This is a genomic window from Gottfriedia acidiceleris (genome assembly GCF_036421055.1).
GTDB classification, from domain to species: domain Bacteria; phylum Bacillota; class Bacilli; order Bacillales; family Bacillaceae_G; genus Gottfriedia; species Gottfriedia acidiceleris_C.
In genome coordinates, this window is the sequence record NZ_JAZGQS010000006.1 from 40364 (window position 1) to 64528 (window position 24165).

Genomic DNA, 24165 nt, shown 5'->3' on the forward strand with positions numbered 1-24165 from the left:
ACTCTCTAATTATTTAAGAGAGTCTCGTCAAACAATCTATTTCGCTTGGCATACGATTCGTGAAAAACATACAAAGTATTACTAGTAGTTTTGATATAAAAGCCTTATTTATTCACTTTTTCAAGGCATAGTTTTAATACTGCATTTAGTAATACATTCGCTCCTTTAGCACAATCTTCATATGAAGTTAATTCATCTTCACGATGACTATACCCATTTATACTTGGGACAAAAATCATCGCAGTTGGAATATAGGAAGCAACGAATTGAGCATCATGTCCGGCACCGCTATACATACGGTTTTCCTTATATCCTAACTCTTTGCAAGCATATTCCACAGCATTTACGACTTCTTCATCAAAGTGAACTGTGTCTCGATCCCATAGGCGTGTGGATTTGATTGGACAGCCACTTAAATTTTTTGGCAGTTCTTCTATCATTCGTGTAACTTCTGCAATTATACTAGGATCCTTATGTCTCGCTTCTAAAGTAAAGGTTACTTCTGAAGGAATGACCGTGTGAATATTTGGATATGCATTTATGCGACCGATCGTGTAAACGAGCTCTGAATCTAGTCTTTGTAATTGTTTTTGTAAATCTACTACCACATTAGCAGCAGTGAACATCGGATCTTTGCGCATGCTAATTGGTGTCGTACCTGCATGGTTGGATTCTCCAAAGACAGAGATTTCATAGCATACCATCCCTAATACACCTTCTACTACACCTATTTCTAAGTTTTTCCGTTCTAGTACCGGTCCTTGTTCAATATGTAGTTCGATATACGCGCGAGCATCTTTTAGGCGATTTGCTTCAGATCCCTCAAAACCGCTTTCACTAAGTGATTTAGCAAAAGTAATTCCATTTTTATCCGTAGAAGCAATCATCTTCTTTTTATCAAATTTACCTGATAGCACTCCAGAAGACATAAGTGATGGCTCAAATCTTGCCCCTTCCTCATTTGTAAAATTGACAATAGTAATTGGGTAATCTATTTCAATCTTTTCATCTATTATTGTAAGAACAGTTTCTAAAGCTGTAAGTACACCTAGTACACCGTCAAAACGACCTCCCTTAATCACTGAGTCCAAATGGGAACCAATTACAATTGGAGGCAAGTCTTGCTTCCCCGGTAAAGTAGCATACATATTCCCCATATCATCATGCTTTACGATCATTCCCACTTCTTCACATAACGCTTGAAATTTCTTCCTTGCAGCAATATCTTCAGCAGTTAATGCTAGTCTAGTTACACCATTGTTTTCCGTTTTACCATATTCGCTAAACAACTCAATTAATGTTTGAAGCCGATTGGCATTCGTCTTGATCATAAGAAGGCCTCCTTCAATTATTGGGCAATTTCTTCAATAACAACTGATGTTAATTCATTGAGAACTAGAACTATTCCAGAAAATTTACTAACTTAAATAAAGTTGTTTCATTAAATAATACGATGGAAACTGCTGTTATAATACTAGCAATTGCACCTTACTTATTCATTCAAATCAAGGATAGACATCTTCTCATTTTTGGGAGTGCATCTGTCTTTGTACTTTCAATTTAAATCGTTTGAAACTATGATTAATTACTAATCCTTAACCCTATCTGAGACTGACATTAAGTGTCCTTAATTCAGAAAATTTGTATTATTTTGCTATTTTCCATTGAATTGTGTTAATAAAAAGTTATAATTATTTTGAAAACAATTTGTGCAAACGCTTGCAATAAGTGAGCAATACCTCCATACATATTTTTATTGCATCTTTTGTATAAACGTTTTCCTAATTAAAATAGAGAAAGGGGTTTTTTCATGAGGAGAAAACAGAGATCAATCTTATCGCTCGTTACTGTATTAGGATTAGTTCTCCAGATGTTTCCAGGACTTTTTACAAATGTAACTGTAAAAGCAGCAGAAACGACAGCTAGACAAGTTGTACTTGTAGGAAGCCTTCAGAAATTGTTAGGAAATTCAGGTGATTGGGACCCATCCTCGCATCAAACAGAGATGGTGTATAAAGGGAATGGTCTCTATACATTTACTGGTACTTTACCGGCTGGTGAATATGAGTACAAAATCGCCATTGGTGGAAACTGGTCAGAAAATTACGGTGAAGGCGGAAATCCTGACGGCAACAACATTAAACTAATACTATCCGATCAAAAGGATGTCACTTTCTATTATAATGATAACACTCATTCAATTACTGACAGCACTCATTACACTCCTATAGCAGAGGAAAAACAACCGCGTCTTGTTGGAACAATCCAGCCTGCTATTCATGCAGGATCAGCTTGGAGCCCAGCTGACTCAACAGCCTTTTTAAAAGATGATAATTTCAAAAATATCTATTCATTTACTACAAAAGTGCCAAGTGGTACTTACGAATACAAGATTGTATTAGGAAAAGATTGGACAGAGTCTTACCCTTCTTCAAATCTGAAGTTAACTGTAATCTCTGAAACTACTATTACATTTTTCTATAATAGTGAAACAAAAGAAGTTTATACAGATTATAAACCAACCGGCTCTGATGGCTTGATTGATCAGAATGCCCTCTCTCATGATTCATGGGACCAAGTATACAAAAAGCCATTTGGTGCCGTTCCAGAAAAGACACCTGTCACCTTCCGGATATCGGCAAAGAAAGGAGATTTAACAAGCGCGAGCCTTTATGTAAAAAATTATAATTCCGGCACAACAAAGGTCTTGGCTATGAAGAATGTAGGCTGGTCAAATTCAAATGGCAAAGGTGACCTTGAGTACTGGGAAGCTACGTTTACGCCAACAGACAAAGGGATTCATGGTTATAAGTTCATTGTCAGAGATCAAGATACATCAGCTGAATATGGCGAAGATACACAAGAAGGTCATACTGGAAAAGCAGTAGATAAAAATGCAAGCCTTTTCCAACTGACAGTATATGACCCTAATTACCAAACGCCAGATTGGATGAAAGAAGCTGTAGTTTATCAAATCTTCCCCGATCGCTTTTTTAACGGAAACAAAAGCAATGACAATGTAAAGGATAAAATTGGTGCTCGTGGTAACCAGCCAATCGAACATCCCGCTTCTTGGTCAAGCTTACCAGATAATCCTTATGAACAAGGAACTGGATCATATACTGGAGACGGAGAATTTAGTAATGATTTTTATGGAGGAGACATCGCTGGAATCCAATCTAAGCTCGATTACCTTCAATCACTGGGAGTCAACACACTCTATTTAAATCCAATTGCTCTAGCTCCATCTAACCATAAATATGATGCAACAGATTACAAATTGGTTGACCCGATGTTTGGCTCAGAAAAGGAATTTAAAAACTTCACAAAAGAATTAGCTAAACGTCATATGCATTTAATTTTGGACGGTGTTTTTAATCACGTCTCAGACGACTCAATCTATTTTGACCGTTATAACAAATATAAAACAGTTGGTGCATATGAATATTGGTCTCGTATTTATGATTTAATGAATAATGAAAAATTGTCCGAGGCAACTGCCAAAGAGAAAGCAAAAAACCAATTTATCTCCGAAGGCCAATCTTTTAGCCCGTACGGTTTTGAAAACTGGTTCCATATTGAAAATGTAAAAGTACCGAATGAAAAAGTCAACGGTGTTTCAAATGGAGAACATTATAAGTATGAAGGTTGGTGGGGCTATGACAGTCTCCCAGTATTTGAATCAAAAGAAGGTTCAAAGGTTGATCACCCAAGTGAACTTAACAACACTGCATTTGCTAATTATATAATGTATGATAAAAACTCCGTAAGCAAATCATGGATTGATCAAGGTTCTTCCGGTTGGCGTTTAGATGTAGCGAATGAAGTAGACAGCTCATTTTGGCAGGAATTTCGAAAAGAAATTAAATCCAAGACGATGACAGGTGCAGGACAAACTCTTCAAAAAGATGAAAAACCACTTATTTTGGGAGAAATTTGGGATGATGCTTCCAAATACTTTTTAGGAGATCAATATGACTCTGTAATGAATTATCGTTTCCGAGGTGCAGTACTAGATTACTTAAAGAATGGTAATGCAGAAAATGCACAAAACTCCCTACTTGCAGTACAAGAGGATTATCCAAAGGAAGCTTTTTATGCTCTTATGAACCTAATGGGATCTCATGATACTGCACGAGCTATATTCTTGCTTGGTAACGGGACAGATACTTATAACAGAGCTGAACAGGATCCAAACTATAATTACAATGAAGGGGTGAAACGATTAAAGCTAGCTTCCATCCTTCAAATGGGTTATCCTGGTGCGCCGACTATTTTTTATGGAGATGAAGCAGGTCAAACAGGTTCAAAAGATCCAGATGATCGCCGTACGTATCCGTGGGGAAATGAAAACCAAGATTTGATTAAACATTATCAATCGATTGGTCAAATTCGCAGTAAAAATTCTGATCTATTTAGTCATGGAGATCTTCACCATATTTATGCTAAAGATGATGTCTTAGCTTACACTCGTACTAAAGGAACAAAATCAGCGCTTATCATCATTAACAGAGGGAAAACTGCACGAACTGTTGATGTTGACACTAAAAAGCTGATTGCAAACGGAATTCGTCTAGAAGACCAATTAGATAAAAAATATGCTGCTACAGTGAAAGATGGCAAGTTGACATTGACCATACCTGCCGAATCAGGAAGAATGTTACTTTCTAGTAATGACGTGAAAAATCCACAGTCAGTTAAAAATGTAATCGGTACTGTAGGGTCTAAACAAATTACTTTAAATTGGACAGGAACTGCAGAAAAATTCAATGTCTATCAATCAACTATTGCTGGCGGATTATGGACAAAAGTAAAAGAAACGAAAGACACGAATGTAACCATTTCAGATTTAAATAATGGTCGCAACTACTATTTTTCTGTAACTGCTGTAGATTCTTATGGGAACGAATCTGAACCTGCTGTCTCAGTTGGTCTCGTGCCTCACTACGATATTAGCAAAGCTAGCGTGTCCAACATGACAGCCCTATCCAATCAGGAGCTGAACTTAGCACTTAATTCTACTGTTAAAGCAACTTTTTACTTGCAGGGTGCAACAGAAACAGGCCCAGCTGAAGGAATTATGGCAGAGCTTCAAGTAAGAATGAAAGGCCAAACTGCTTGGGAATCATACAAAGCTCTATACAATGGTCAATCTCAGGAAAATCAAGCTAATGAGTTCCAAGGTAGCTTCACACCATTAGAGGCTGGTATATATGAATACCGTATTGCCTTTACACCTGATTTAGGAAATACATGGGTGTACTCTGAAACAGGAGAAGTAAACTATACACGTAGCACTTTAGATACTACTCCCCCTGCTAGTAAGGTCAATTTGGAGACACCAATTCAAGAATCTGGTCAGGTTAACTTGAACTGGAAACTTACTCAGCCAGATCAGCCATATAAAACTGTCATTTACCGTGACGGTCATATACTTACTTCAGTAAACGGGGATACTACTACCTTCCGTGATTATCAGGTCACAAACGGTACAACATATAATTACCAAATCCGCGTCTTTGATCAAGCAGGGAACTATGTGGATTCAAATACTGTAAATGTCACACCAGATATTGTCATGGTACAAGTAACATTTAAAGTACATGCACCAGCTGGCACTCCATTGTCAGCACAAATGAATATACCTAACAGCTTAAATGGTTGGAATACAGGTGCATGGTCAATGAGCCGAAATGGTGCAGTTACACCAGATTGGGAATATACAGTTGAGCTTGAGGAAGGAACTGAAATTACTTATAAGTATACGAGAGACAACACATGGGATCATGAAGGATTAGCAGATCATACACCATCTGATCCATCAGACGATGATATCAGTTATTATGGTTACGGTGCGACTGGAACTGATATGAAAATAGTTGTTTCAAACCAAGGTGGCAACAAAATGACTGTCCAAGATACAATTTTACGCTGGATTGATAAGCCGCTTGTAGTAAGCCAAATTGATGTAAATGGTTCAACTTTAACTGTGAAAGGTAATTCTATTAAAGGAGCTAACCTTACTATTAATGGTGAAAAAGTAACTGTAAATAATGATATGAATTTCACCCAATCTTTTAATCTAAAAGAAGGTCAGACACTAGTACCAGTACACATTGAACCAACTGATCCAACTAAAACCACAATTTTTAAAGGTGATGGCGGTTCGATTAATAAAAACACTAAAAACTATGTGATTGACGTGATAAATAAAACGATTAGTGAGTCCAAATAATTAGAAACAATAAAGGTCTGCCAAATTGGCAGACCTTTTTATTCACCGCAAACGCCCTCTTTCTTAATTGATTCTAATATCTGGTTACGGTGCTCATTACCGTCTAAGGAAAATAAGCTCCTCACTAGACTTCGCGTAATGAAAGTAAGCGTTGTCCAAATTATTGATAAGGAAAGGGGGTTCTAGTCGTCATCATCATCGTCGTCATCGTCGTCGTCATCGTCGTCATCGTCGTAACAAGCTGGGTCAGATGCACCAGTTATTTGCGGTTGACTGTTGTTTGAGAACGTACTTTGAGTAATAGTGATTGTACCAGTATTCGCAATAGCCCCTCCACTCGTAGCAGTGTTGCCAGTAAACGTACTTCTATTAATCGTTGCTGTTCCAGAATTCTTTATAGCGCCACCTACACCATTCGGAGCACTATTGTTCGTAAACGTACTTCTATCAATCGTAGCTGTTCCAGTATTGGATATTGCTCCTCCATCACCATTAAGAGCACTGTTGTTAGTAAATGTACTTCTCATAACGATCAGTGTACCATCATTTGTTATAGCACCACCATTACGTGTAGCACTATTGTCAGAGAACGTACTATTTGTAATATTGACTGTACTTCCAGAAAAATTCCCAATAGCCCCACCGAAATTAGAGGTGTTGCCTGTGAACGTACTATTTGTAACAGTAACTTCAGAACCAGAATCACTATTCGATATTGCTCCACCAACACCATTTGGCGCACTATTGTTAGTAAACGTACTATTTGAAATGCTAACTTTACCTGAGCCAAAATTTGCGATCGCGCCACCATCACCATTCGGAGCACTGTTGTTTGTAAACGTAGTTCTCATTATGGTAAGTGTACCATCGTTTGCAATAGCCCCCCCTCTACCAGAAGCAGTATTACCAGTGAACATACTATTTGTGATGTTAACTATGCCATCATTTGCGATCGCTCCACCGTTAGCCGTAGCGCTGTTGTTTGAGAACGTACTATTTGTAACATTGACTGTACTACCAGAAAAATTCCCGATCGCTCCACCAAAATTAGAAGTATTGCCTAAGAACATACTATTTGAAATGTTCACTGTACCAGAATTCTGATTTGCTATTGCACCACCAGATATAGAAGAGTGATTGTTTAAGAACATAGACCTAATCACATTCAATGTGGCACCATCATTAAGGATTGCCCCTCCAATAGTATCATTACCATTTTCGAAGGTTAGGTTGCTGATTGTTACTGTAATTGCACCGCTAATATTAAAGATACGCGTATTAATACCGCTGATTGTCGGACCAGGACCATTTATAGTTAAGGTTTTATTAATAACTATCGGACTATTTAAAATAATAGTACCAGATCGAACAGGTCCAGCAAACACAATCGTGTCTCCTGGGTTTGCTATTGCAACAGCATCTCGAAGTGAACCTGGACCACTATCATTGGTATTGGTCACCGTAATTGTTGCCATATTATCCTCTCCTTATTTTTTATTTTTGGACTTGTCCTATTTTTAATCTTAGACATGTCCTAATTTATTCTATTCAAGGACAAGCTAATCGTGACAATTTACGACCATTTACACTATAATGAGCAACACGATTCTTCATTTATCTTGTGCTGGGCACACGCATAAAAAAATTGACTCAGATAACTGAGTCAATTTTTATTTTAGTTCTTGTACAGAATACATAATTTTCCTATTCAATTAATCCTAAAAAGTTTTTTCCGAGTATGTATTCCTTTTCATTATCAGGAATTAGAAGGGACTCCACCCATCTTTTCTTGTCTGAATAGTCATATTCATTAAAAGTCTTCATTCCATATGGTCCGTCACAGCCAAATAGAACTTTACGGTAACCTAAAGCCTCTACCGCTTGTTTTACAATTGAAGGATTGAGATAATCACTTGATGTATCAACATATACATTTGGTTTATTTTTAACATATTTCCATAGTTTTCTCCAAAATGGTAGACCAGCGTGAGCATAAATTAATTTAAGTTTGGGAAAATTTTCAGGTAGATATTTATAGGAGTCAATCTCAGAAGAAAGATGAATAATCATAGGTACACCTTTTAACTCACATAAAGTAGCAACTGGTTCAAGAGCTTTAACACTGTAACCATGCATAAATGGATGAGCCTTTACCCCAATAAAACTAGGGTTTTTAAGATAGCATTCTATTTCTTCCATAAAATTAGGAATCATAGGGTTCACTGCTACCCAACCTAGAAAACGGTCTGGAAATCTTGCAATTGCATTAGCCACAATATCATTTTGCGGCTTACTAAAAATCTTATATGTCTTACCATAAAGTTTAAAATAGCCATCTTTCACTAGACCATCATAAATTTTATATCCGATTTGAGGTGTATTAAGTATTAGAAAACGGAATAAACGTTGGATATGATACTGAATGGTACTATCTGATTCAAACATTGTTTCACTCATAGGGGGAATAAGAGCAGTTTTTGCAATATTATTTTGATCCATCCCCTCTATCATTTTTTCTAAAGTCAACATGGATTCATCCACATGAAAATGGCAATCAATAATTATATAAATCTCCCCTTTTCTACTCTATTATTTTCAATTTATTGCTTTATCAACTTTTAAATGATTCATTATTACTAGTATCATCTATATGCTTTGAAAAAAAAACTTTATTAAATTAAAAACTTCTGAGCAGCACAATGCACCTTTAACAGCAAAAGAATTGCTCTTTCTTATTTACGAATAGAGTTATTAGCAGAAGCTCCCTCAGGGGTATTTTTCAACTTTTGAATATAGGTTTAAGAATTGGAGATAGATAGTTTTTACCAGTCATTATGTACTGTGATACAAAAAAAAATCAGCTGAACTGCTAGTAGCCAAGTGAAATACATACTAAAATAAGAAGTTTCGTATTTTATGGGACTAGTTCAACCCAATAGCTTAAAAAGAAAAAGGCTTATACAATTTTTTTATAAGCCTTTTTTGTAGTTAGGTTATCTATAGCCTTCTAATTAAATTAAAGTGGTATCTAGTAGTTTTACTAATTAATTTAGTACGTTTACTGTCTCTAGTAAGAATAATTTTACTCCTATTGTAATAAGCGTCATTCTTCAAATAAATTACCGCATTTAAATATTTAGGGGTATAGTTACCAAATCCAAGGAAAACTAATATACCATTCCAAACAGCTTTTGCTTTATTGATATAATAAACTCCTGGTAATCCATTAATCAGAATAGTTGCTTTGTAAACTTCAAATGCTCCAATATTGTATCAAGTTTTTCGTTTATTTTAAAAGCTGTTACAGGATTATAAAGGCAAACTGAACTCCCTTTAGTTGTTTAACAGCTTCTTCTACCTTCATAACTTCTTTTACTACAATTTACCGTTCAAAACAAGCCATATCTTTAGCACTAAAGGAGTCTAGGGCCACTTTCTCGATCCGTTATAAATTCATAATCGTACCCTAACAAACAACAAAGAAAAAATAGGGAAAAGGATAAAGGTGACTACTTCAATCCCCCTATTCAGCCTACGTTCAAAACTGAACAAAAAATCGCCTTTTGATTTACATCTATTTTATCAGACTGGTTAGTTCAACAGACTTTTGCGTACAACGCTGTATAGCTGAAATGATAGCTGTTCTTAAGCCTTTTTCCTCTAATATTGCTACAGCTTCTATTGACGTTCCACCTGGAGAACAAACCATGTCTTTCAATGCACCTGGATGTATTCCCGTTTCCAGTACCATTTTTGCAGAGCCTAATACAGCTTGAGCTGCGAATTTATATGCTTGATCTCTTGGCATACCATCTAATACAGCAGCATCTGCCATGGCTTCTATAAACATAAATACATATGCTGGCGAAGAACCACTTACAGATGTTACAACATCCATTAATTTTTCGTTTACTATCTCTGTTTGGCCAAAACTATTAAAAATGTTCAGTATATCCTCTAAATCTTTTTCTGTAACCATTTCATTAGGACATAATGCAGACATACCTTCTCCAACAAGAGCAGGTGTATTAGGCATTACTCTTACAACCTTTAACTTTTTATTAAAAGCTTCCTCAGTACTTTTAATGCTTTTTCCTGCAGCGATAGTTACGACGATAACATCGTTTTTTATCTGTTCGTTTATTTCGTTAATTACTGATGAGTATAGGTCTGGTTTAATAGATAAAATTAAAATGTCAGCATTTTTAGCTACCTCATTGTTGTCAGTAGTTGTTGTTATACCATATTTTTTACTAGCATTTTTTAAATTTGTATGGTTTAAATCTGAACAAATTATTTTATCCGAAGGCACTATATTTCTGGTTATCATCCCACCGATCATAGCTATCCCCATATTTCCGCATCCAATGAATCCAATTTGTTTATCCATATTTACTCAATTTTGCTCCTTCTAAAATAAATTATATCGGTTTGAAATTACTATTCTGAAAAAACTAATAATATTCCATGCAATATAAAAAAACATTTTAAGAGAGTACATTGTTTTTTGCAATATAAAAAAATTTAATTTAGTATATTAACTAATCAAATTTTAAATCATGTTGAAGATTAGTAATACATCACTATTAACATCGTAATGAATATAAAAAAACTTATGTTTAGACATGAATTTCTCTTTATTCTAAGAGATATTTAGAAAATTAATTAAATTAATTAAATTAATTTAATTTAAAAAATTCCTCTTGACATAAAAACGCACTATATTGCATAATGTATAAAAATCAAATTGAAAATCGTCGAAGGGAACTAGTACATATATCTTCTTGCGAAAGAGAGTGGAATTCACCGGCTGAAAGATTCCTCGTATAGAAAGTATGGAACCTATCCCTGAGTCTTAAACGAAAGTTTAGGCGTATACCTTCGTTATAGGTGTCAAGCGGATATATATATTTATATCAATAAAGGTGGTACCGCGGAACAATGACCGTTTCGTCCTTTTTATTAAGGGCGAAGCGGTCATTTTTATTTTGCTCTTTATTGCTAAATAGCATGTTTAGAAGTTTAATTTACAAAAAAATTCGCATTTAGAACAGGAGGTAAAAAAGTGAAAAAACAGCGAATTGTCGTGAAAATTGGAAGCAGTTCCTTGGCAGCTAATCATGGAGGTATCTCTGAGGAACAGCTTTCTGATCATGTTGCTGCTTTGGCGCAATTGAAACAGGAAGGACATGAAGTGTTGCTGGTTACATCTGGGGCAATTGCTGCAGGTTTTTCTGCTCTTGGGTATCCAAGTCGACCTGTAACAATTAAAGGGAAGCAGGCTGCCGCGGCTGTAGGACAAAGTCTGTTAATGCAGGCGTATACGGAGGAATTCCGTAAATATGGTATCGTTACCGCGCAGCTTTTGCTAACGAGAAGTGATTTTTCTAGAAAAGATCAATACAGTAATGCATATGCCACTTTAGAAGAGCTACTAAATCGTTCCTCTCTTCCAATAATCAATGAAAATGATTCAATTTCTTTAGAGGAGCTCACTTTTGGTGATAATGATATGCTGTCAGCTTTAGTGAGTGGGCTTGTTTCGGCGGATATGCTCATGATTTTTACGGATGTGAACGGTTTATATGACAAAAACCCTCAGAAAAATGCGGACGCGAAAAAGTATTATTTCCTCCCTGAGGTTACGGAAGAAATTGCTTCTCTTGCTGGAGATGCGGGCTCAAAACTTGGGACTGGCGGTATGAGATCAAAAATCGATGCTGCAAAGACTGCACTATCTCTTGGAGTGAGTGTATTTATCGGAACAGGACGTGGACAGGAGAAGTTTTTAGATGTTTTGAAGGGTAAAGGTGATGGAACGTATATCGGTAATGCTCCTCAAAAAGTGATTAAGATGAACAAGCAATGGATCGCGCTACATTCGCTTGTTAGTGGACAAATTGAAGTAGATGCAGGGGCAGCCTCTGCCATCATTCATCATGGAAAAAGTCTTCTTCCTGCTGGTGTTACTAATGTGTCTGGGTTCTTTCGAGCGGGAGATGTTGTGGAGGTCATTACACAACAAGGACTCTTGATAGGGAAAGGTCAATGTAGATATAGTGCAGAGGAACTACAGGATATAAAAGGGATGCAGAGTCACGTCATTCAGGCTCAAGGCGAAAGACATAGCTATGAAGTCATTCATAGAGATAATTGGGTTTCATTTTAAGAATAGAGAGGATCCGTTCAAGTGAAGACGGCGGAATCCTCCGTCTTAAAATCTGATTGATACACCTACTATCTATGTAGAAGAGTCTTGGATGATCGTTTTAAGTTGTCAAAGTTAAACATGCCTCAAGTTTTTATATTTTTGAATCTTTAAAAGGAGGAAATGAAGATGAATGAAGTATTAGAAAAGGGACAAATAGCGAAAAAGATAGCTGGAGAACTTGTTCTCAAATCCACAGTTCAAAAAAACATGGCACTTGCTACGATTGCGGATCAATTGATAATAGAAACACCCTATATTTTGGAGGAGAACAAAAGAGATATTGAAGTAGGTAAAGCAAAAGGAATGTCTGCTTCTATACTTGACCGCCTTACGCTGAATGAACAGCGCATTATTGATATGACAGAGGGTATCCGGCAGCTAATTGATTTGCGTGATCCTGTTGGAGAATGTGTAAGAACATGGGAAAGACCGAATGGATTGTCTATTCAAGAAATGCGTGTGCCACTAGGTGTTGTCGGGATGATATACGAAGCGCGACCGAATGTAACTGTGGATGCGGCCACAATATGCTTGAAAACAGGAAACGCAGTGATCTTGCGTGGCAGTTCTTCCGCTACTTATTCTAACAAAGCCATCGTAGCTGTCATTCACCGAGCTCTTAAACAAACAAGCTTGCCGAAAGAAAGCGTACAGCTCATTGAAGATACGTCACGATATAGTGCAAAGCAGCTGTTTACATTAAATGAGTATTTGGATGTTCTTATCCCAAGAGGTGGCAAACAGCTAATTGATACTGTAGTGAGAGAAGCGTCTGTTCCTGTATTGGAAACAGGTGCGGGAAATTGTCACATTTTCATTGATGAAACAGCGGATAAACAGATGGCATTTGATATTATTATAAATGCAAAAACACAGCGACCATCTGTATGTAATGCAATTGAAACAATTATACTTCATGAAAAGTGGGCGCACCGATTTGGTACCGAGCTCTTTTCTTCCTTAAAGGAAAAAGGAGTAGAACTACGTGGAGATCAGAAGGCACTGGCTATCGATTCTTCTATTGTACCTGCTTCAGAAGAAGACTGGGGAACTGAATTTTTGTCTCTCACGCTGGCAGTCAAAATGGTCTCCTCTGTTGAAGAAGCTATTAACCACATCAATACTTATGGATCCATGCATTCCGAAGCGATTATTACAGAAAGAGAAGAAAGTGTGAACAAGTTTTTCACATCCGTAGATGCCGCGGCGCTCTACCATAATGCTTCGACTCGCTTTACTGATGGGTTTGAATTCGGCTTTGGTGCAGAAATCGGCATCAGTACGCAAAAGCTACATGTAAGGGGACCAATGGGACTTCCTGCATTGACTTCTACAAAATACGTGATTCGTGGAAATGGACAAATTCGGAGATAAACCCGTTTTTCCACATTTTTCATTCCAACTTTTTTAGCAAATCATTATTATTTTTCGAATAAAGTCTTGATACAAAAAAAGGGAAAAGGCTTGAGGTGACTGCGATCGTCCCTTTTTCCTTTTCCCTGTTAATGCCTTTTATCAGATGTTCATTCTGATTTTGGCAAAGGTTTATTATGTTTGTCAGAAGTTTATTTGTTGGTTACACTTTTAAAATGAGTTGTGCGATACACTCCACATGAGCAGTATGCGGAAACATATCAACAGGCTGCAAATACTTCACATCATAACTCTTACTCAAAACCTTTAAATCCCTAGCTAAAGTAGAAGGATTACAAGAAACATATACTAATTTCTTTGGTTTAATCTTTAATACAGTGTTTAAGAATTCCTCATCACAGCCGGTTCTAGGTGGATCAGTTATGATCACATCTGGTTTCCAACCTTCGTTTAACCATTTCGGTAATACTTGTTCAGCTTTACCTGCTTCGTAATGTGTATTTGTAAAGCCATGGCTTAACGCATTTGTTTTTGCATCGATGATTGCTTCTTTTGTAACATCCATGCCTCGAACTTCTTTTGCGTCTTTTGCTAACCATAGTCCGATTGTCCCTACTCCGCAATAAGCATCTACGACTTTTTCTGTTCCAGTAAGTGCCGCTGCTTTTTTGACTTCATCATATAGCTTAACGGTTTGTTCAGGATTTAATTGGAAAAACGCTCTTGCTGAAAGTTCGAATGATAAGTCTCCAAGCTTTTCTTCAATTACTTCTTCTCCTGCTAAATAAACAGTTTCACGACCAAAGATCACTGAAGTCATTTGATTATTAATGTTTTGCATTAAGCTTGTCACTTCAGGAATTCGCTTTTTAATTTCGCTGATTAGTTCATTTTTCTGAGGAAAATCTTTCGTTCCAGTAACTAGTACTAATTGGATTTGGCCTGTGCGTAAGCCAACTCGAGCTACAATTGTTCGAATTACCCCTTTATTTTTTCGCTCATTATAAACAGGGATATTTAAACGAGTTAAAATTTTCTTCACTTTACCTGTAATTTTATTTAAATCCTCATGTTGGATTGGGCAATGGCCAATATCGACAACATTATGAGAGTTTTGTGTATAAAGTCCAGCGATGATTTTATTTTTTTCTAGCCCAGCTTGAAGCTGACTTTTGTTTCGGTAATTCCAAGGATTTTCCATACCGATCGTTTCTTTAATTGGTGTTTTTTCTAATAAATCTTTCGCATACTTTTCCATTGCTTGGATGACAATGTCGCGTTTATATCGAAGTTGTCCTTCATAAGATGCATGCTGAATTTGACAGCCACCACATTTTTCGTAGATTTTACAAGTCGGCTCTACACGATCTGGTGATGCTTTTCGAATACGTTGAATTTTCCCTTCAGCAAAACCATTACGAACATTCGTTACCTCAGCAACTACTTCCTCACCAGGTAATGCCCCTTTGATAAAAACTACTTGTCTTTTGAAGTAACCGACACCCTCACCATTAATCCCAATACGTTTGATCGTTATAGGAAAGGATTGACCGACTTCTAATTTATTTTCTAACTTATTGCTCATATATACAACTCCATTATTCTATGCTCTTCCAAAGATAAAGGGCGGCGTAGCTTCCAAATGGTGAAACCTGCTCTTTTACATATTCCATTATTTCTTTCGAAGGCTTTTCATCTAAATTTAAAAGCTTTTGAAGTGCGATTTGAATGCCAACATCACCAACCGGGAAAATATCTTTTCGACCTAGACCAAATAATAAGAAGTTTTCAACTGTCCAAGGACCGACTCCCTTAAGCTTGATTAACTCTTTTGAAATGTCCTCTGATGATAATGTTCGATAATCTTGGTGACTTAATACTCCTTCACTCCAAGCTTTAGCAATTCCAATCATATATTCAGCTTTTCTGGTACTAAGCTGCAAATCTCTTAACTCATCTATTGTTAAATTGGCAATTATTTCAGGAGATGGAAAAAACCATGAATTACCAATTCTTTCACCATACATTCGAACAAATCGTTTTGTCACTTGAATAGCAAATGTACGCTGTATTTGTTGATGAATAATACAGGTAATTAAACAGGCAAAAGGATCATTTGAAACGGTAATTGGTGTATGTCCAAAAAGGTCAATAAGAGGAGAAATTGTAGTCTGTCTTAAATGATGATGTAGTTCTTCAAATTCTGTTTGCCATTGCAAAATAGTAGTGACTTCCTCGAGAATTTTCTCTTTATTTTCATGTTCACTAATGACTTCAAACTGAACCGGAGCATCTTTTATTTTCTTAACCTTTACAACTGCTTGATCTCCATCAATATATAAAGGAATACTTAACCGCTTTTCAGCAGAATGCACTGTAAATGTTGGCTCATGCTCTAATCTCTTTAAAACTTCTTCCCATTGATATGGTGTCTCTAATGCTACCTCTTCCTTCCACATTCACCCGTTCCTCCTTAATTACTCTGAAGTGTATTATAGCATAACAAGTACTGCTTAAGAAAATTTGTGTGAAACGCAAAAAAACTAGAGAATAATCTCTAGTTTAGGTGTGTAGAAAAGTACAAAAAAAGCTTGGGGACTAGTCAAGCTTTCTTTGACACTTTAAATTTTAAGGGAATGGGGAAACTTTCAAGTCCAATATGGTTTCAAAACTTATCAAATATAGTTACTGCGGTATTGATATTTGATACAATTAATGATAACGATTATCATTATCAAAGTCAAGCATTGAATAAAAATATATTTATTTAGTCCACTCTCTTCACCCTTAAAAACTCTTTAAATACTTAGAGATAATAGTATGAAGACAATTAACTAAAAGCTTGATTATCAGACTGGTTGCAAGCGGTTGTCAACGGTCTGATATCTCTTTTAATAATTGGTGATAATACAAGTACGATACCTACTTACCATTCGTAAATTATGTTCTTTCGAAAGACGCATTAGGTTATAATTTATGATAAACTATTTAATTGAAAGTAGAGACTAGTGAGGTAAGACTATTATGGAAAAAGCAAAAGTTAGTGTAGTCGTTGTTGCACACAATCATGAAGATGTCTTAAAAGATTGCCTAAACAGTATACAAGGTCAATCATTACCTGATATTGAAACGATTATAATAGACAACGGTTCATCTGATAATAGTAAGAAAATAATTGAAGAATACTCAAATTCATATAAAAATATTCACTTTATATCATTAGAGCTAATGACAAAAAATAAAGCACGTAACATAGGCTTACATGAAGCTACTGGAGAATATGTGGCATTTATCGATGCGGATGATATTGTAAATCCTTCAGCCTATGAAAATTTATATAACAATGCAATAAAGGATCATACTGATATAGCTTTAGGAAATATACAATTATTCAATGGTACAAGAAAATGGGAGCACCATGAATTAAAATCAATCATAAAAAAAGACCTACCGACATTACGTGAGTTTCAGAAACATCCAGAACTTTTGTTAAATCCTTCTATTAAAAATATGTTGATTAAAAGAAGTTTACTAATCGACAATCAATTGCAATTCAATGAGCTTTTAACAGAACAACAAGATTTATTATTTACTCAACAATCTTTTATTTGTTCAAATAAAGTTTACGTAACTTCTGATATCGTAATAAAAGTGAGAGATTTAACAAACAGTGATGTTATTAAACAAACTAGTACTTTAGAATTTTTTGATAACCTTCTCGTTACTCAAACTGAATTAATAAACTATTATAATCTAAAAGATATCACCTCTCATTACTCGCATGTTGAGAAAAAATTATGGGATTATTATTTAACGTCTTTACTGACAAAGGCATATTACTTCCCTTCTGAACAATACAATGATCTTCTAAAGATTTCATCGGATTTTGCTAGAAACTTATCTGAAAATCTAATGGAAAATAATACTTCTAAAATTAGTAAAGTATTTTATACTATTTTTCTTAATCAAAATCTAGAAGAATTTCATTTATTGATGACTCTATTATCAGACCGTACCTTACAAAAAGGAGCAGTGATGATCGAGGGGAAATATTATCATTATTTTGCAAAGTATTTTCCGAAATATAAAGAATACCTAGAAATTAAGGAATTTAATTTACATCAAAAAATTGAAATCCTTTCGTTACGAGGTGACCGCCTGCAAGTTGGTGGCTTCGCATTTATTGAGGAAATTAATAATGTAGATTCTATTAAAGAATTACAGTTTAAAAATAAATCCAATGGGCAACTAATTTCAGTTACACTCGAAACGCTTGAGCGTTCTGATTTGTCTTATCTTTTCTCAAAAAATAGTATCAATTATAACGATGGTGGCTATAAAACAACCACATTTGAGCTAAGTAAAATATTACCTGATGGCGATTATGAAGTGTTTATTTCAGTAAAAGTTGGAGATATTTCACTAAAAAAACCGCTTCATATTTTCTATTTTTCAACGAAGGCAAATTCAAAACCAGCAACAACTAAAACACATAGTATCGTACCTTATTTTCCAAAGAAAAATTTACACATTCGAATCAAAAAAACAGGCTTACTTGGAAAATTAAAAACAAAGGTCCAAAAATCATTCCGTGATATCGTTTATGAATTTGGATTACTTGTACTAAGAAGAGAATGGAAGTCATTCCTTATTTTTTTCCTTTACCGTTTAACCCAAAGATACTATCGAAATAAGCATATTTGGTTAATCGGAGAACGAAAAGATACGGCACAAGATAATTCATACCATTTATTCAAGTACATTCAGCAAAATAAAATCAGAGATAACTGTTATTACTTGATTGATAAAAAGGCAAAGGATTACGAATATATCAAGGAATTCGGAAACATTGTACAATATGGAAGTTTAAAACACACGCTTTACTTATTAACTTGTGATAAAACAATTAATGCCTATTCAGAGCGTGCCAACATGTACACGCACGAGTACTTACAAGTTTTAAAATGTCATCCTGAGTGGCAGCAAAATCAAAAAATTCTTATTCAACACGGCGTTATTGGAGTTAGTCGTGTAAATCATGTACTGAATAAAAATCGAATGGGCTATTCATTATTTATCGTTTCATCTGATTTTGAAAAGGATCATATTGTTAATGAATTCGGTTATGCTGAAAATGAAGTCGCCGTGACTGGATTGGCTAGATGGGATGCCCTTGAAAATACAGGAAATGGCAAAACCATTTTAATCATGCCAACATGGAGAAACTGGAATAAAAGTACTCAGCAATTAATGAACTCTGAATATTTTAACCGTTATTTATCTTTACTAAGTAATCCCGAGTTACACCAAATTTTAGAAAAAAATGATTTAAATATCATTTTCTATCCGCATTACCAGACTCAAATTTATATGAAGGAAGTTCCAGATTTCCATGAAAGAATAAAAGTAATCCGTCAAGGTGAAGAAACGGTTCAATCGCTATTAAAAAGATCAGATTTATTAATCACTGATTATTCGACAGTTTCATTTGATTTTTCATATATGGAAAAACCAGTTATTTTCTATCAGTTTGACTATAAGCGATTTTATTATGAACATTACAACCAAGGACCAATTACACAAGACTTACTTTTTGGAGAAGTTGTAACGGAAGAAGAACAAGTTCTAAACGGAATAAAAAAATTCGCAAATAAAGATAAACAATTCCTAGAAAATACAGTCGAAAATCCATTTGTCATTAAAACACCTAAACAACATGCTAAACTGAACTACGAAGCAATCGCAAACCGTTAAAGAAATCTCGTCCTTAAAGTTTAAAAAAGCTAATGATTAAAGTAGTTAATAAAACTACTTAATCACTAGCTTTTTATTTTTTAGGAAGATAAAAGCTCGGATCAAATCCGCTTCTCTCCATCATTAAGTCATCTAAACTTTTAAATTGATACCCTCGTTTATGTAGGCCTGTAATAATCGCATCCATCGCTTCTGCATTATCCTTCGATACAGTATGCATTAATATAACTGCCCCAGGATGAATCATTTTCATCACATTATCATAAGCATATTTCCACCCTCTTTGTTGATCAACCTTCCAATCAACATATGCCAATGACCAGAAAATATTTTCATATCCCTGTTGATTAACTAGTTTCAATGTACGTTCGCTAAACACACCTCTTGCAGGTCTGAAATATTTCATTTCAGATTTACCAGTCAATTCCTGGTATGCCATTTTAACTTGTTCCAATTCCTCAATAATCTTTTGATCACCAATCGTCGTCATATCAGGATGACTCCATGAATGGTTTCCGACTATATGCCCCTCATTAACCATTCGTTTCACTAATTCTGGATTTTCCTTAATGTAATGCCCGGTTATAAAAAAAGTCCCATGAACACCATGCTTCTTTAAAACATCCAAAAACTTTGGTGTAAAGCCATTTTCATACCCATTGTCAAAAGTTAAATAGACATCTTTTTTTGTAGTATCCCCTAAATAAACTGACCCCGTATTTGATAATAATTTATTCAGTTGCTCACCTGCATCAGGTGGAGTCTCATTTTTCGCAGGAACAATCCCCCAGCCATGTGGCGCATTACTATAAGCAAATGTCGTACTAGGAAATACTAAGAAGAAAGTAAGAATATATACAATAATTTTTTTCAATTCATTCACCTCACTTTAAAAATAGTATCTGTAAATAAATTAGAAATATGAAAAGAATTGGTGTACTTTTGATCTAAAACTAAATTTTTCTAACAAGGATTTTTGATCAAAAGAAAGTGTGGATTCGTTATTTGATTTGATTTGAACTTTTTTGACCTTAGGAACATTAATTTACCCAAAATTAGGCTATTTTCTTCATAATTTAACTACTTATTTGCACGCTTGGAGGGGGTTATTTGCAGTTTTCATTTATTTAATTGCAGATATGCTTTTTTAAGATATAATTTTTTAATTGCAGTTTTCGTATTTTTATTTGAAGCTCTGTTCTATTTGCAGAGATACCTACTTTCAATATGCACCTCTCATTCCTCTACATTTTCTTTACCCGCCCAGCAAAAAAAAGCAATGCCAAAAAAATGACATTGCCCTCTAAACCCAATTATTAAAATACCTTCTCAGCCATTGTAGCTAATTTCTCAAGTGAACTCTTATCTACATCTTTATGCAATGAATTACCGTGAGAATCCATTGTTACGACTGCTTTGAAGTCTTCAACTTGTAAGTGCCACATCGCTTCAGGAATACCAAACTCTAAGTAGTTTACGTCTTTTACTTCTTTAATACATTGTGAGTAGTATTGTGCTGCTCCACCAATTGCATTTAAATAAACGCCGCCATGTTCTTCTAGCGCTTTTAATGTTTTTGCACCCATTCCACCTTTACCGATTACAGCGCGAATGCCGAATTTTTTCATGATATCGCCTTGGTATGGCTCCTCACGAATACTTGTTGTTGGACCAGCTGCTTTAATGTGATATTTGCCTTCTTCATCTTTTAATACTACAGGTCCACAGTGGTAAATAATTTGTCCATTTAAATCAACTGGACAATCGTGATCTTTTAAATGATGATGGATTGCGTCGCGTCCAGTGTACATCATGCCACTGATTGAAACTACGTCTCCAACTTTTAAATCACGGATTTGTTCTTCTGTAATTGGAGCTACTAATTTCACTTCGCGTGGTGCTTCAGTCGTTTCATCTGTTTCATTTGTAAAGCTAATTTCTTCGCCATCGCGGTATAGCCATTCTGAAATATCTCCAGTTTCAGGATTGATTTTCATTCCTAAACGGCGGAATGCCCAGCAGTTATAAGCTACTGATACGAAGAAACTCGCAGGTAGACGGTTCATTACACCGATTTTACAGCCAAGTAGAGTTGTTTCTCCACCGAAGCCCATTGTTCCTACACCAAGCTTATTAGCATTTTCCATAATGTAATCTTCCATTGCTTTAAGCTCTGGAATTGAATTTTCATCATCAGATAAACGGAATAATTGATCTTTCGCAAGCTCATAACCGCTAGTGCGGTCGCCACCAATCCCAACTCCGATGAAGCCTGCGCTACAGCCTTGTCCTTGTGCTTGGTATACACTGTGTAAAATACATTTACGAATACCGTCTAAATCACGACCTGCTTTTCCAAGTCCTTCAAGTTCGCATGGTAAGCTGTATTGAATGTTTTTATTTTCACATCCGCCACCTTTTAAGATTAGGCGAATATCGATATAGTCACTCTCATGTTGCTCAAATTTAACAACAGGAGTACCTGGTCCTAAGTTATTTCCGCTGTTTTTACCAAATAAAGAATCTACAGAGTTCGAACGAAGCTTACCATCTTTTGTAGCTTGTTCAATTGCAGCATAAATTGCTTCTTTTATTACAAGTTGGTTTACCCCAACTGGCGTTTTCACTTTAAAAGTTGGCATACCAGTATCTTGGCAAATAGGTGAAACATCGCCTTCAGCCATCATAATATTGTTTGTAATCGTTTCCAATGCGATGGCACTTCTTGTACCTGCAGTTTCACTTGCTTTAGCTTGTCTGATTGCTTTACGTACGTCTTTTGGTAGATTTGTTGATGTTTCTACAATTAATTGATAAATACTTTCTTGTATGTGTTGCATTCATGCTCCCCCTTAAAACCCTTTATAAAAAATACTGAATGTTCCCCTTTTCATTATAATACAATTTTTAATAAACGGAATAAAAAAAGCCATACAGAATTAGTTTCTGATTTGGGCAAATTTTTTGCTAGTTCTATTAATCACATTTAAACAATGTACACATTCTGTTCACAACAAAAAAAAGCCCATTACAATGGACTCAATCAGGGCGATTAACTTCACGACATTTACTTTCTAAGTCATCTAAAACTGATAATAATTGATCTAGCTCTTCTAAGCTCACTTCTTCAGCTTCTAATGATTCAATTGTTTCCATTACTGAATTAAAACGTTCTTTAATATAGGATAATTGTTCTGTGTTTGACATGGAATGATCGTCCTTTCTAATACAATTTCTAATCATATTATACCCTTATTCTCTTATCTATCGTAAACTTTCGACATTTTTTTAGATTTTATGAAGTTATTCCTATACAAGGTTTCACTTTCTTTCTTATAATAGTTGAGGAAAATTAAATTAGTCTAATACTTATGGGTACAGTTCCTGTGCCTAAAGGAGTCATCACATGAAAAAATTATTACAACAAATAACACCTACTTATGATCCGTGGGAAGCATATTTAGATGTTGAAGAGTATGGTAAGAACATGCTTACAAATGTAGAGTTTACAACTACAACGATTTGTAATATGCGCTGTGAGCATTGTGCTGTCGGATATACTTTACAACCTAAGGATCCAAATCCACTACCAATTGAACTAGTTTTAAAACGCTTAGAGGAGATTGAAAAGCTTCGTTGTATTAGTATTACTGGCGGAGAACCGATGCTTTCAAATAAAATGTTGAACGATTATGTTGTGCCTTTATTGAAATATGCACATGAACGTGGCGTACGTACTCAAATTAATTCAAATCTAACATTAGATTTTGAAAGATACGAAAAAATAATTCCTTATTTAGATGTGCTACATATCTCTCATAACTGGGGAACTGTTGATGAATTTGTAGAAGCAGGGTTTGCGATGATGGAACGTAAGCCGACATATGCGCAGCGTGCTAAATTATTCGAAAACATGATTGAAAACAGCCGACGCCTTGCTGATGCTGGCGTTATGGTATCTGCTGAAACAATGTTAAACAAACGTACTCTTCCATACTTAGAAAAAATCCATCGTCAAATTATAGAAGAAATGAAGTGTCAGAGGCACGAAGTTCACCCGATGTATGCCAGCGATTTCGCTAGTACATTAGAAGTCCTAACAAAATCAGAGCTTCGTGAAGCAATTTCAACTTTACTTGATATACGCGATGAAAATATTTGGATGCTATTCGGTACTCTACCATTTTATCCATGTAGCGATGATCAAAACGATTTAGACATCATTCAAAGATTATATAATAGTAAAAATGTAACATTACGAAATGACCCTGATGGTCGTTCTCGCTTAAATGTAAATGTATTTGATGGAAGCATCATCGTTACTGACTTTGGTGATGTCCCTCATCTAGGAAATATTCAAACACATACATTACAAGAAGCGTATGATACTTGGACATTATCAAAAACTGCAAATGAACTAAGCTGTCATTGTCCAGCAGTTAAATGCTTAGGACCTAATATTCTTGTCAAAAACAGCTATTATCCTGAAACTGATTTTTCAAATAGAAGTACTAAGATTCTAAAGGGAAATTAAATTTTAAAAAAACATGTCATATTTGTGGCATGTTTTTTTGTGTACTTATTAACTGAC

14 protein-coding genes and 1 other annotated feature are annotated in these 24165 nt (G+C 35.4%); of the genes, 5 read left to right on the forward strand and 9 right to left on the reverse strand.

Going from position 1 to position 24165, the window contains the following annotated elements; all coding sequences use genetic code 11:
* Positions 1-104: 104 nt before the first annotated feature.
* On the reverse strand, positions 105-1331 hold the full coding sequence (locus RAH41_RS10860; protein WP_331222502.1) for a Zn-dependent hydrolase: 1227 nt from the start codon (positions 1329-1331) through the stop codon (positions 105-107).
* Between the two features lie 479 nt (positions 1332-1810).
* Between RAH41_RS10860 and RAH41_RS10865 the strand changes: the two genes are divergently transcribed.
* A complete protein-coding gene (locus RAH41_RS10865; protein ID WP_331222503.1) occupies positions 1811-6235 on the forward strand; it encodes an alpha-amylase family glycosyl hydrolase in 4425 nt (1474 codons plus the stop codon).
* 182 nt (positions 6236-6417) lie between these two features.
* Here RAH41_RS10865 and RAH41_RS10870 read toward each other — a convergent pair whose 3' ends face one another.
* From RAH41_RS10870 to proC, 3 genes are all read right to left on the reverse strand, one after another.
* Positions 6418-7710: a right-handed parallel beta-helix repeat-containing protein gene (locus tag RAH41_RS10870; RefSeq protein ID WP_331222504.1), complete on the reverse strand. Its 1293-nt coding sequence runs from the start codon at positions 7708-7710 to the stop codon at positions 6418-6420.
* A 229-nt stretch (positions 7711-7939) separates the two neighbouring features.
* Complete coding sequence (locus RAH41_RS10875) at positions 7940-8764, reverse strand: amidohydrolase family protein (RefSeq protein WP_331222505.1); 825 nt, start codon at positions 8762-8764, stop codon at positions 7940-7942.
* Between the two features lie 1045 nt (positions 8765-9809).
* On the reverse strand, positions 9810-10625 hold the full coding sequence (gene proC / locus RAH41_RS10880) for a pyrroline-5-carboxylate reductase (protein WP_331222506.1): 816 nt from the start codon (positions 10623-10625) through the stop codon (positions 9810-9812).
* A 358-nt stretch (positions 10626-10983) separates the two neighbouring features.
* Positions 10984-11196, forward strand: a binding site (T-box leader).
* A 104-nt stretch (positions 11197-11300) separates the two neighbouring features.
* Here proC and proB point away from each other — a divergent pair.
* Together proB and RAH41_RS10890 are read left to right on the forward strand one after the other, a co-directional pair.
* Positions 11301-12404, forward strand: coding sequence for a glutamate 5-kinase (gene proB / locus RAH41_RS10885; RefSeq protein WP_331222507.1), 1104 nt, complete (start codon positions 11301-11303; stop codon positions 12402-12404).
* A gap of 168 nt (positions 12405-12572) precedes the next feature.
* Positions 12573-13820 (forward strand): glutamate-5-semialdehyde dehydrogenase, encoded by a 1248-nt coding sequence (locus RAH41_RS10890; protein WP_331222508.1) that lies wholly within the window; start codon positions 12573-12575, stop codon positions 13818-13820.
* 202 nt (positions 13821-14022) lie between these two features.
* On the opposite strand, the gene rlmD is transcribed toward RAH41_RS10890, so the two are convergent.
* Together rlmD and RAH41_RS10900 are read right to left on the reverse strand one after the other, a co-directional pair.
* Positions 14023-15405, reverse strand: a complete 1383-nt coding sequence (gene rlmD, locus RAH41_RS10895) for a 23S rRNA (uracil(1939)-C(5))-methyltransferase RlmD (protein ID WP_331222509.1) — start codon at positions 15403-15405, stop codon at positions 14023-14025.
* Positions 15406-15418: 13 nt separating this feature from the next.
* On the reverse strand, positions 15419-16279 hold the full coding sequence (locus RAH41_RS10900) for a DNA-3-methyladenine glycosylase (RefSeq protein WP_331222510.1): 861 nt from the start codon (positions 16277-16279) through the stop codon (positions 15419-15421).
* 565 nt (positions 16280-16844) lie between these two features.
* Here RAH41_RS10900 and RAH41_RS10905 point away from each other — a divergent pair.
* Complete coding sequence (locus tag RAH41_RS10905) at positions 16845-19574, forward strand: CDP-glycerol:glycerophosphate glycerophosphotransferase (protein WP_331222511.1); 2730 nt, start codon at positions 16845-16847, stop codon at positions 19572-19574.
* Between the two features lie 73 nt (positions 19575-19647).
* On the opposite strand, the gene pdaA is transcribed toward RAH41_RS10905, so the two are convergent.
* From pdaA to RAH41_RS10920, 3 genes are all read right to left on the reverse strand, one after another.
* The gene (gene pdaA / locus RAH41_RS10910; RefSeq protein ID WP_331222512.1) at positions 19648-20448 is read right to left on the reverse strand and encodes a delta-lactam-biosynthetic de-N-acetylase; all 801 of its coding nucleotides are present in this window, start codon (positions 20446-20448) and stop codon (positions 19648-19650) included.
* Between the two features lie 442 nt (positions 20449-20890).
* Positions 20891-22414 carry a fumarate hydratase gene (locus RAH41_RS10915; RefSeq protein WP_331222513.1) on the reverse strand — a complete coding sequence of 508 codons (1524 nt, stop codon included), beginning with the start codon at positions 22412-22414 and terminating at the stop codon, positions 20891-20893.
* A gap of 199 nt (positions 22415-22613) precedes the next feature.
* Positions 22614-22781, reverse strand: coding sequence for an SE1561 family protein (locus RAH41_RS10920; protein WP_098230791.1), 168 nt, complete (start codon positions 22779-22781; stop codon positions 22614-22616).
* A 199-nt stretch (positions 22782-22980) separates the two neighbouring features.
* On the opposite strand from RAH41_RS10920, the gene yfkAB reads away from it, so the two are divergent.
* The gene (gene yfkAB / locus RAH41_RS10925; RefSeq protein WP_331222514.1) at positions 22981-24108 is read left to right on the forward strand and encodes a radical SAM/CxCxxxxC motif protein YfkAB; all 1128 of its coding nucleotides are present in this window, start codon (positions 22981-22983) and stop codon (positions 24106-24108) included.
* Positions 24109-24165: the final 57 nt, after the last annotated feature.

Excerpts from the sequence above, each read along its gene's own strand:
- RAH41_RS10860 (WP_331222502.1), bottom strand. The coding sequence starts at position 1,331 with ATGATCAAGACGAATGCCAATCGGCTTCAAACATTAATTGAGTTGTTT.
- RAH41_RS10865 (WP_331222503.1), top strand. The coding sequence starts at position 1,811 with ATGAGGAGAAAACAGAGATCAATCTTATCGCTCGTTACTGTATTAGGA.
- RAH41_RS10870 (WP_331222504.1), bottom strand. The coding sequence starts at position 7,710 with ATGGCAACAATTACGGTGACCAATACCAATGATAGTGGTCCAGGTTCA.
- RAH41_RS10875 (WP_331222505.1), bottom strand. The coding sequence starts at position 8,764 with ATGTTGACTTTAGAAAAAATGATAGAGGGGATGGATCAAAATAATATT.
- proC (WP_331222506.1), bottom strand. The coding sequence starts at position 10,625 with ATGGATAAACAAATTGGATTCATTGGATGCGGAAATATGGGGATAGCT.
- RAH41_RS10890 (WP_331222508.1), top strand. The coding sequence starts at position 12,573 with ATGAATGAAGTATTAGAAAAGGGACAAATAGCGAAAAAGATAGCTGGA.
- rlmD (WP_331222509.1), bottom strand. The coding sequence starts at position 15,405 with ATGAGCAATAAGTTAGAAAATAAATTAGAAGTCGGTCAATCCTTTCCT.
- RAH41_RS10900 (WP_331222510.1), bottom strand. The coding sequence starts at position 16,279 with ATGTGGAAGGAAGAGGTAGCATTAGAGACACCATATCAATGGGAAGAA.
- RAH41_RS10905 (WP_331222511.1), top strand. The coding sequence starts at position 16,845 with ATGGAAAAAGCAAAAGTTAGTGTAGTCGTTGTTGCACACAATCATGAA.
- RAH41_RS10915 (WP_331222513.1), bottom strand. The coding sequence starts at position 22,414 with ATGCAACACATACAAGAAAGTATTTATCAATTAATTGTAGAAACATCA.
- RAH41_RS10920 (WP_098230791.1), bottom strand. The coding sequence starts at position 22,781 with ATGTCAAACACAGAACAATTATCCTATATTAAAGAACGTTTTAATTCA.
- yfkAB (WP_331222514.1), top strand. The coding sequence starts at position 22,981 with ATGAAAAAATTATTACAACAAATAACACCTACTTATGATCCGTGGGAA.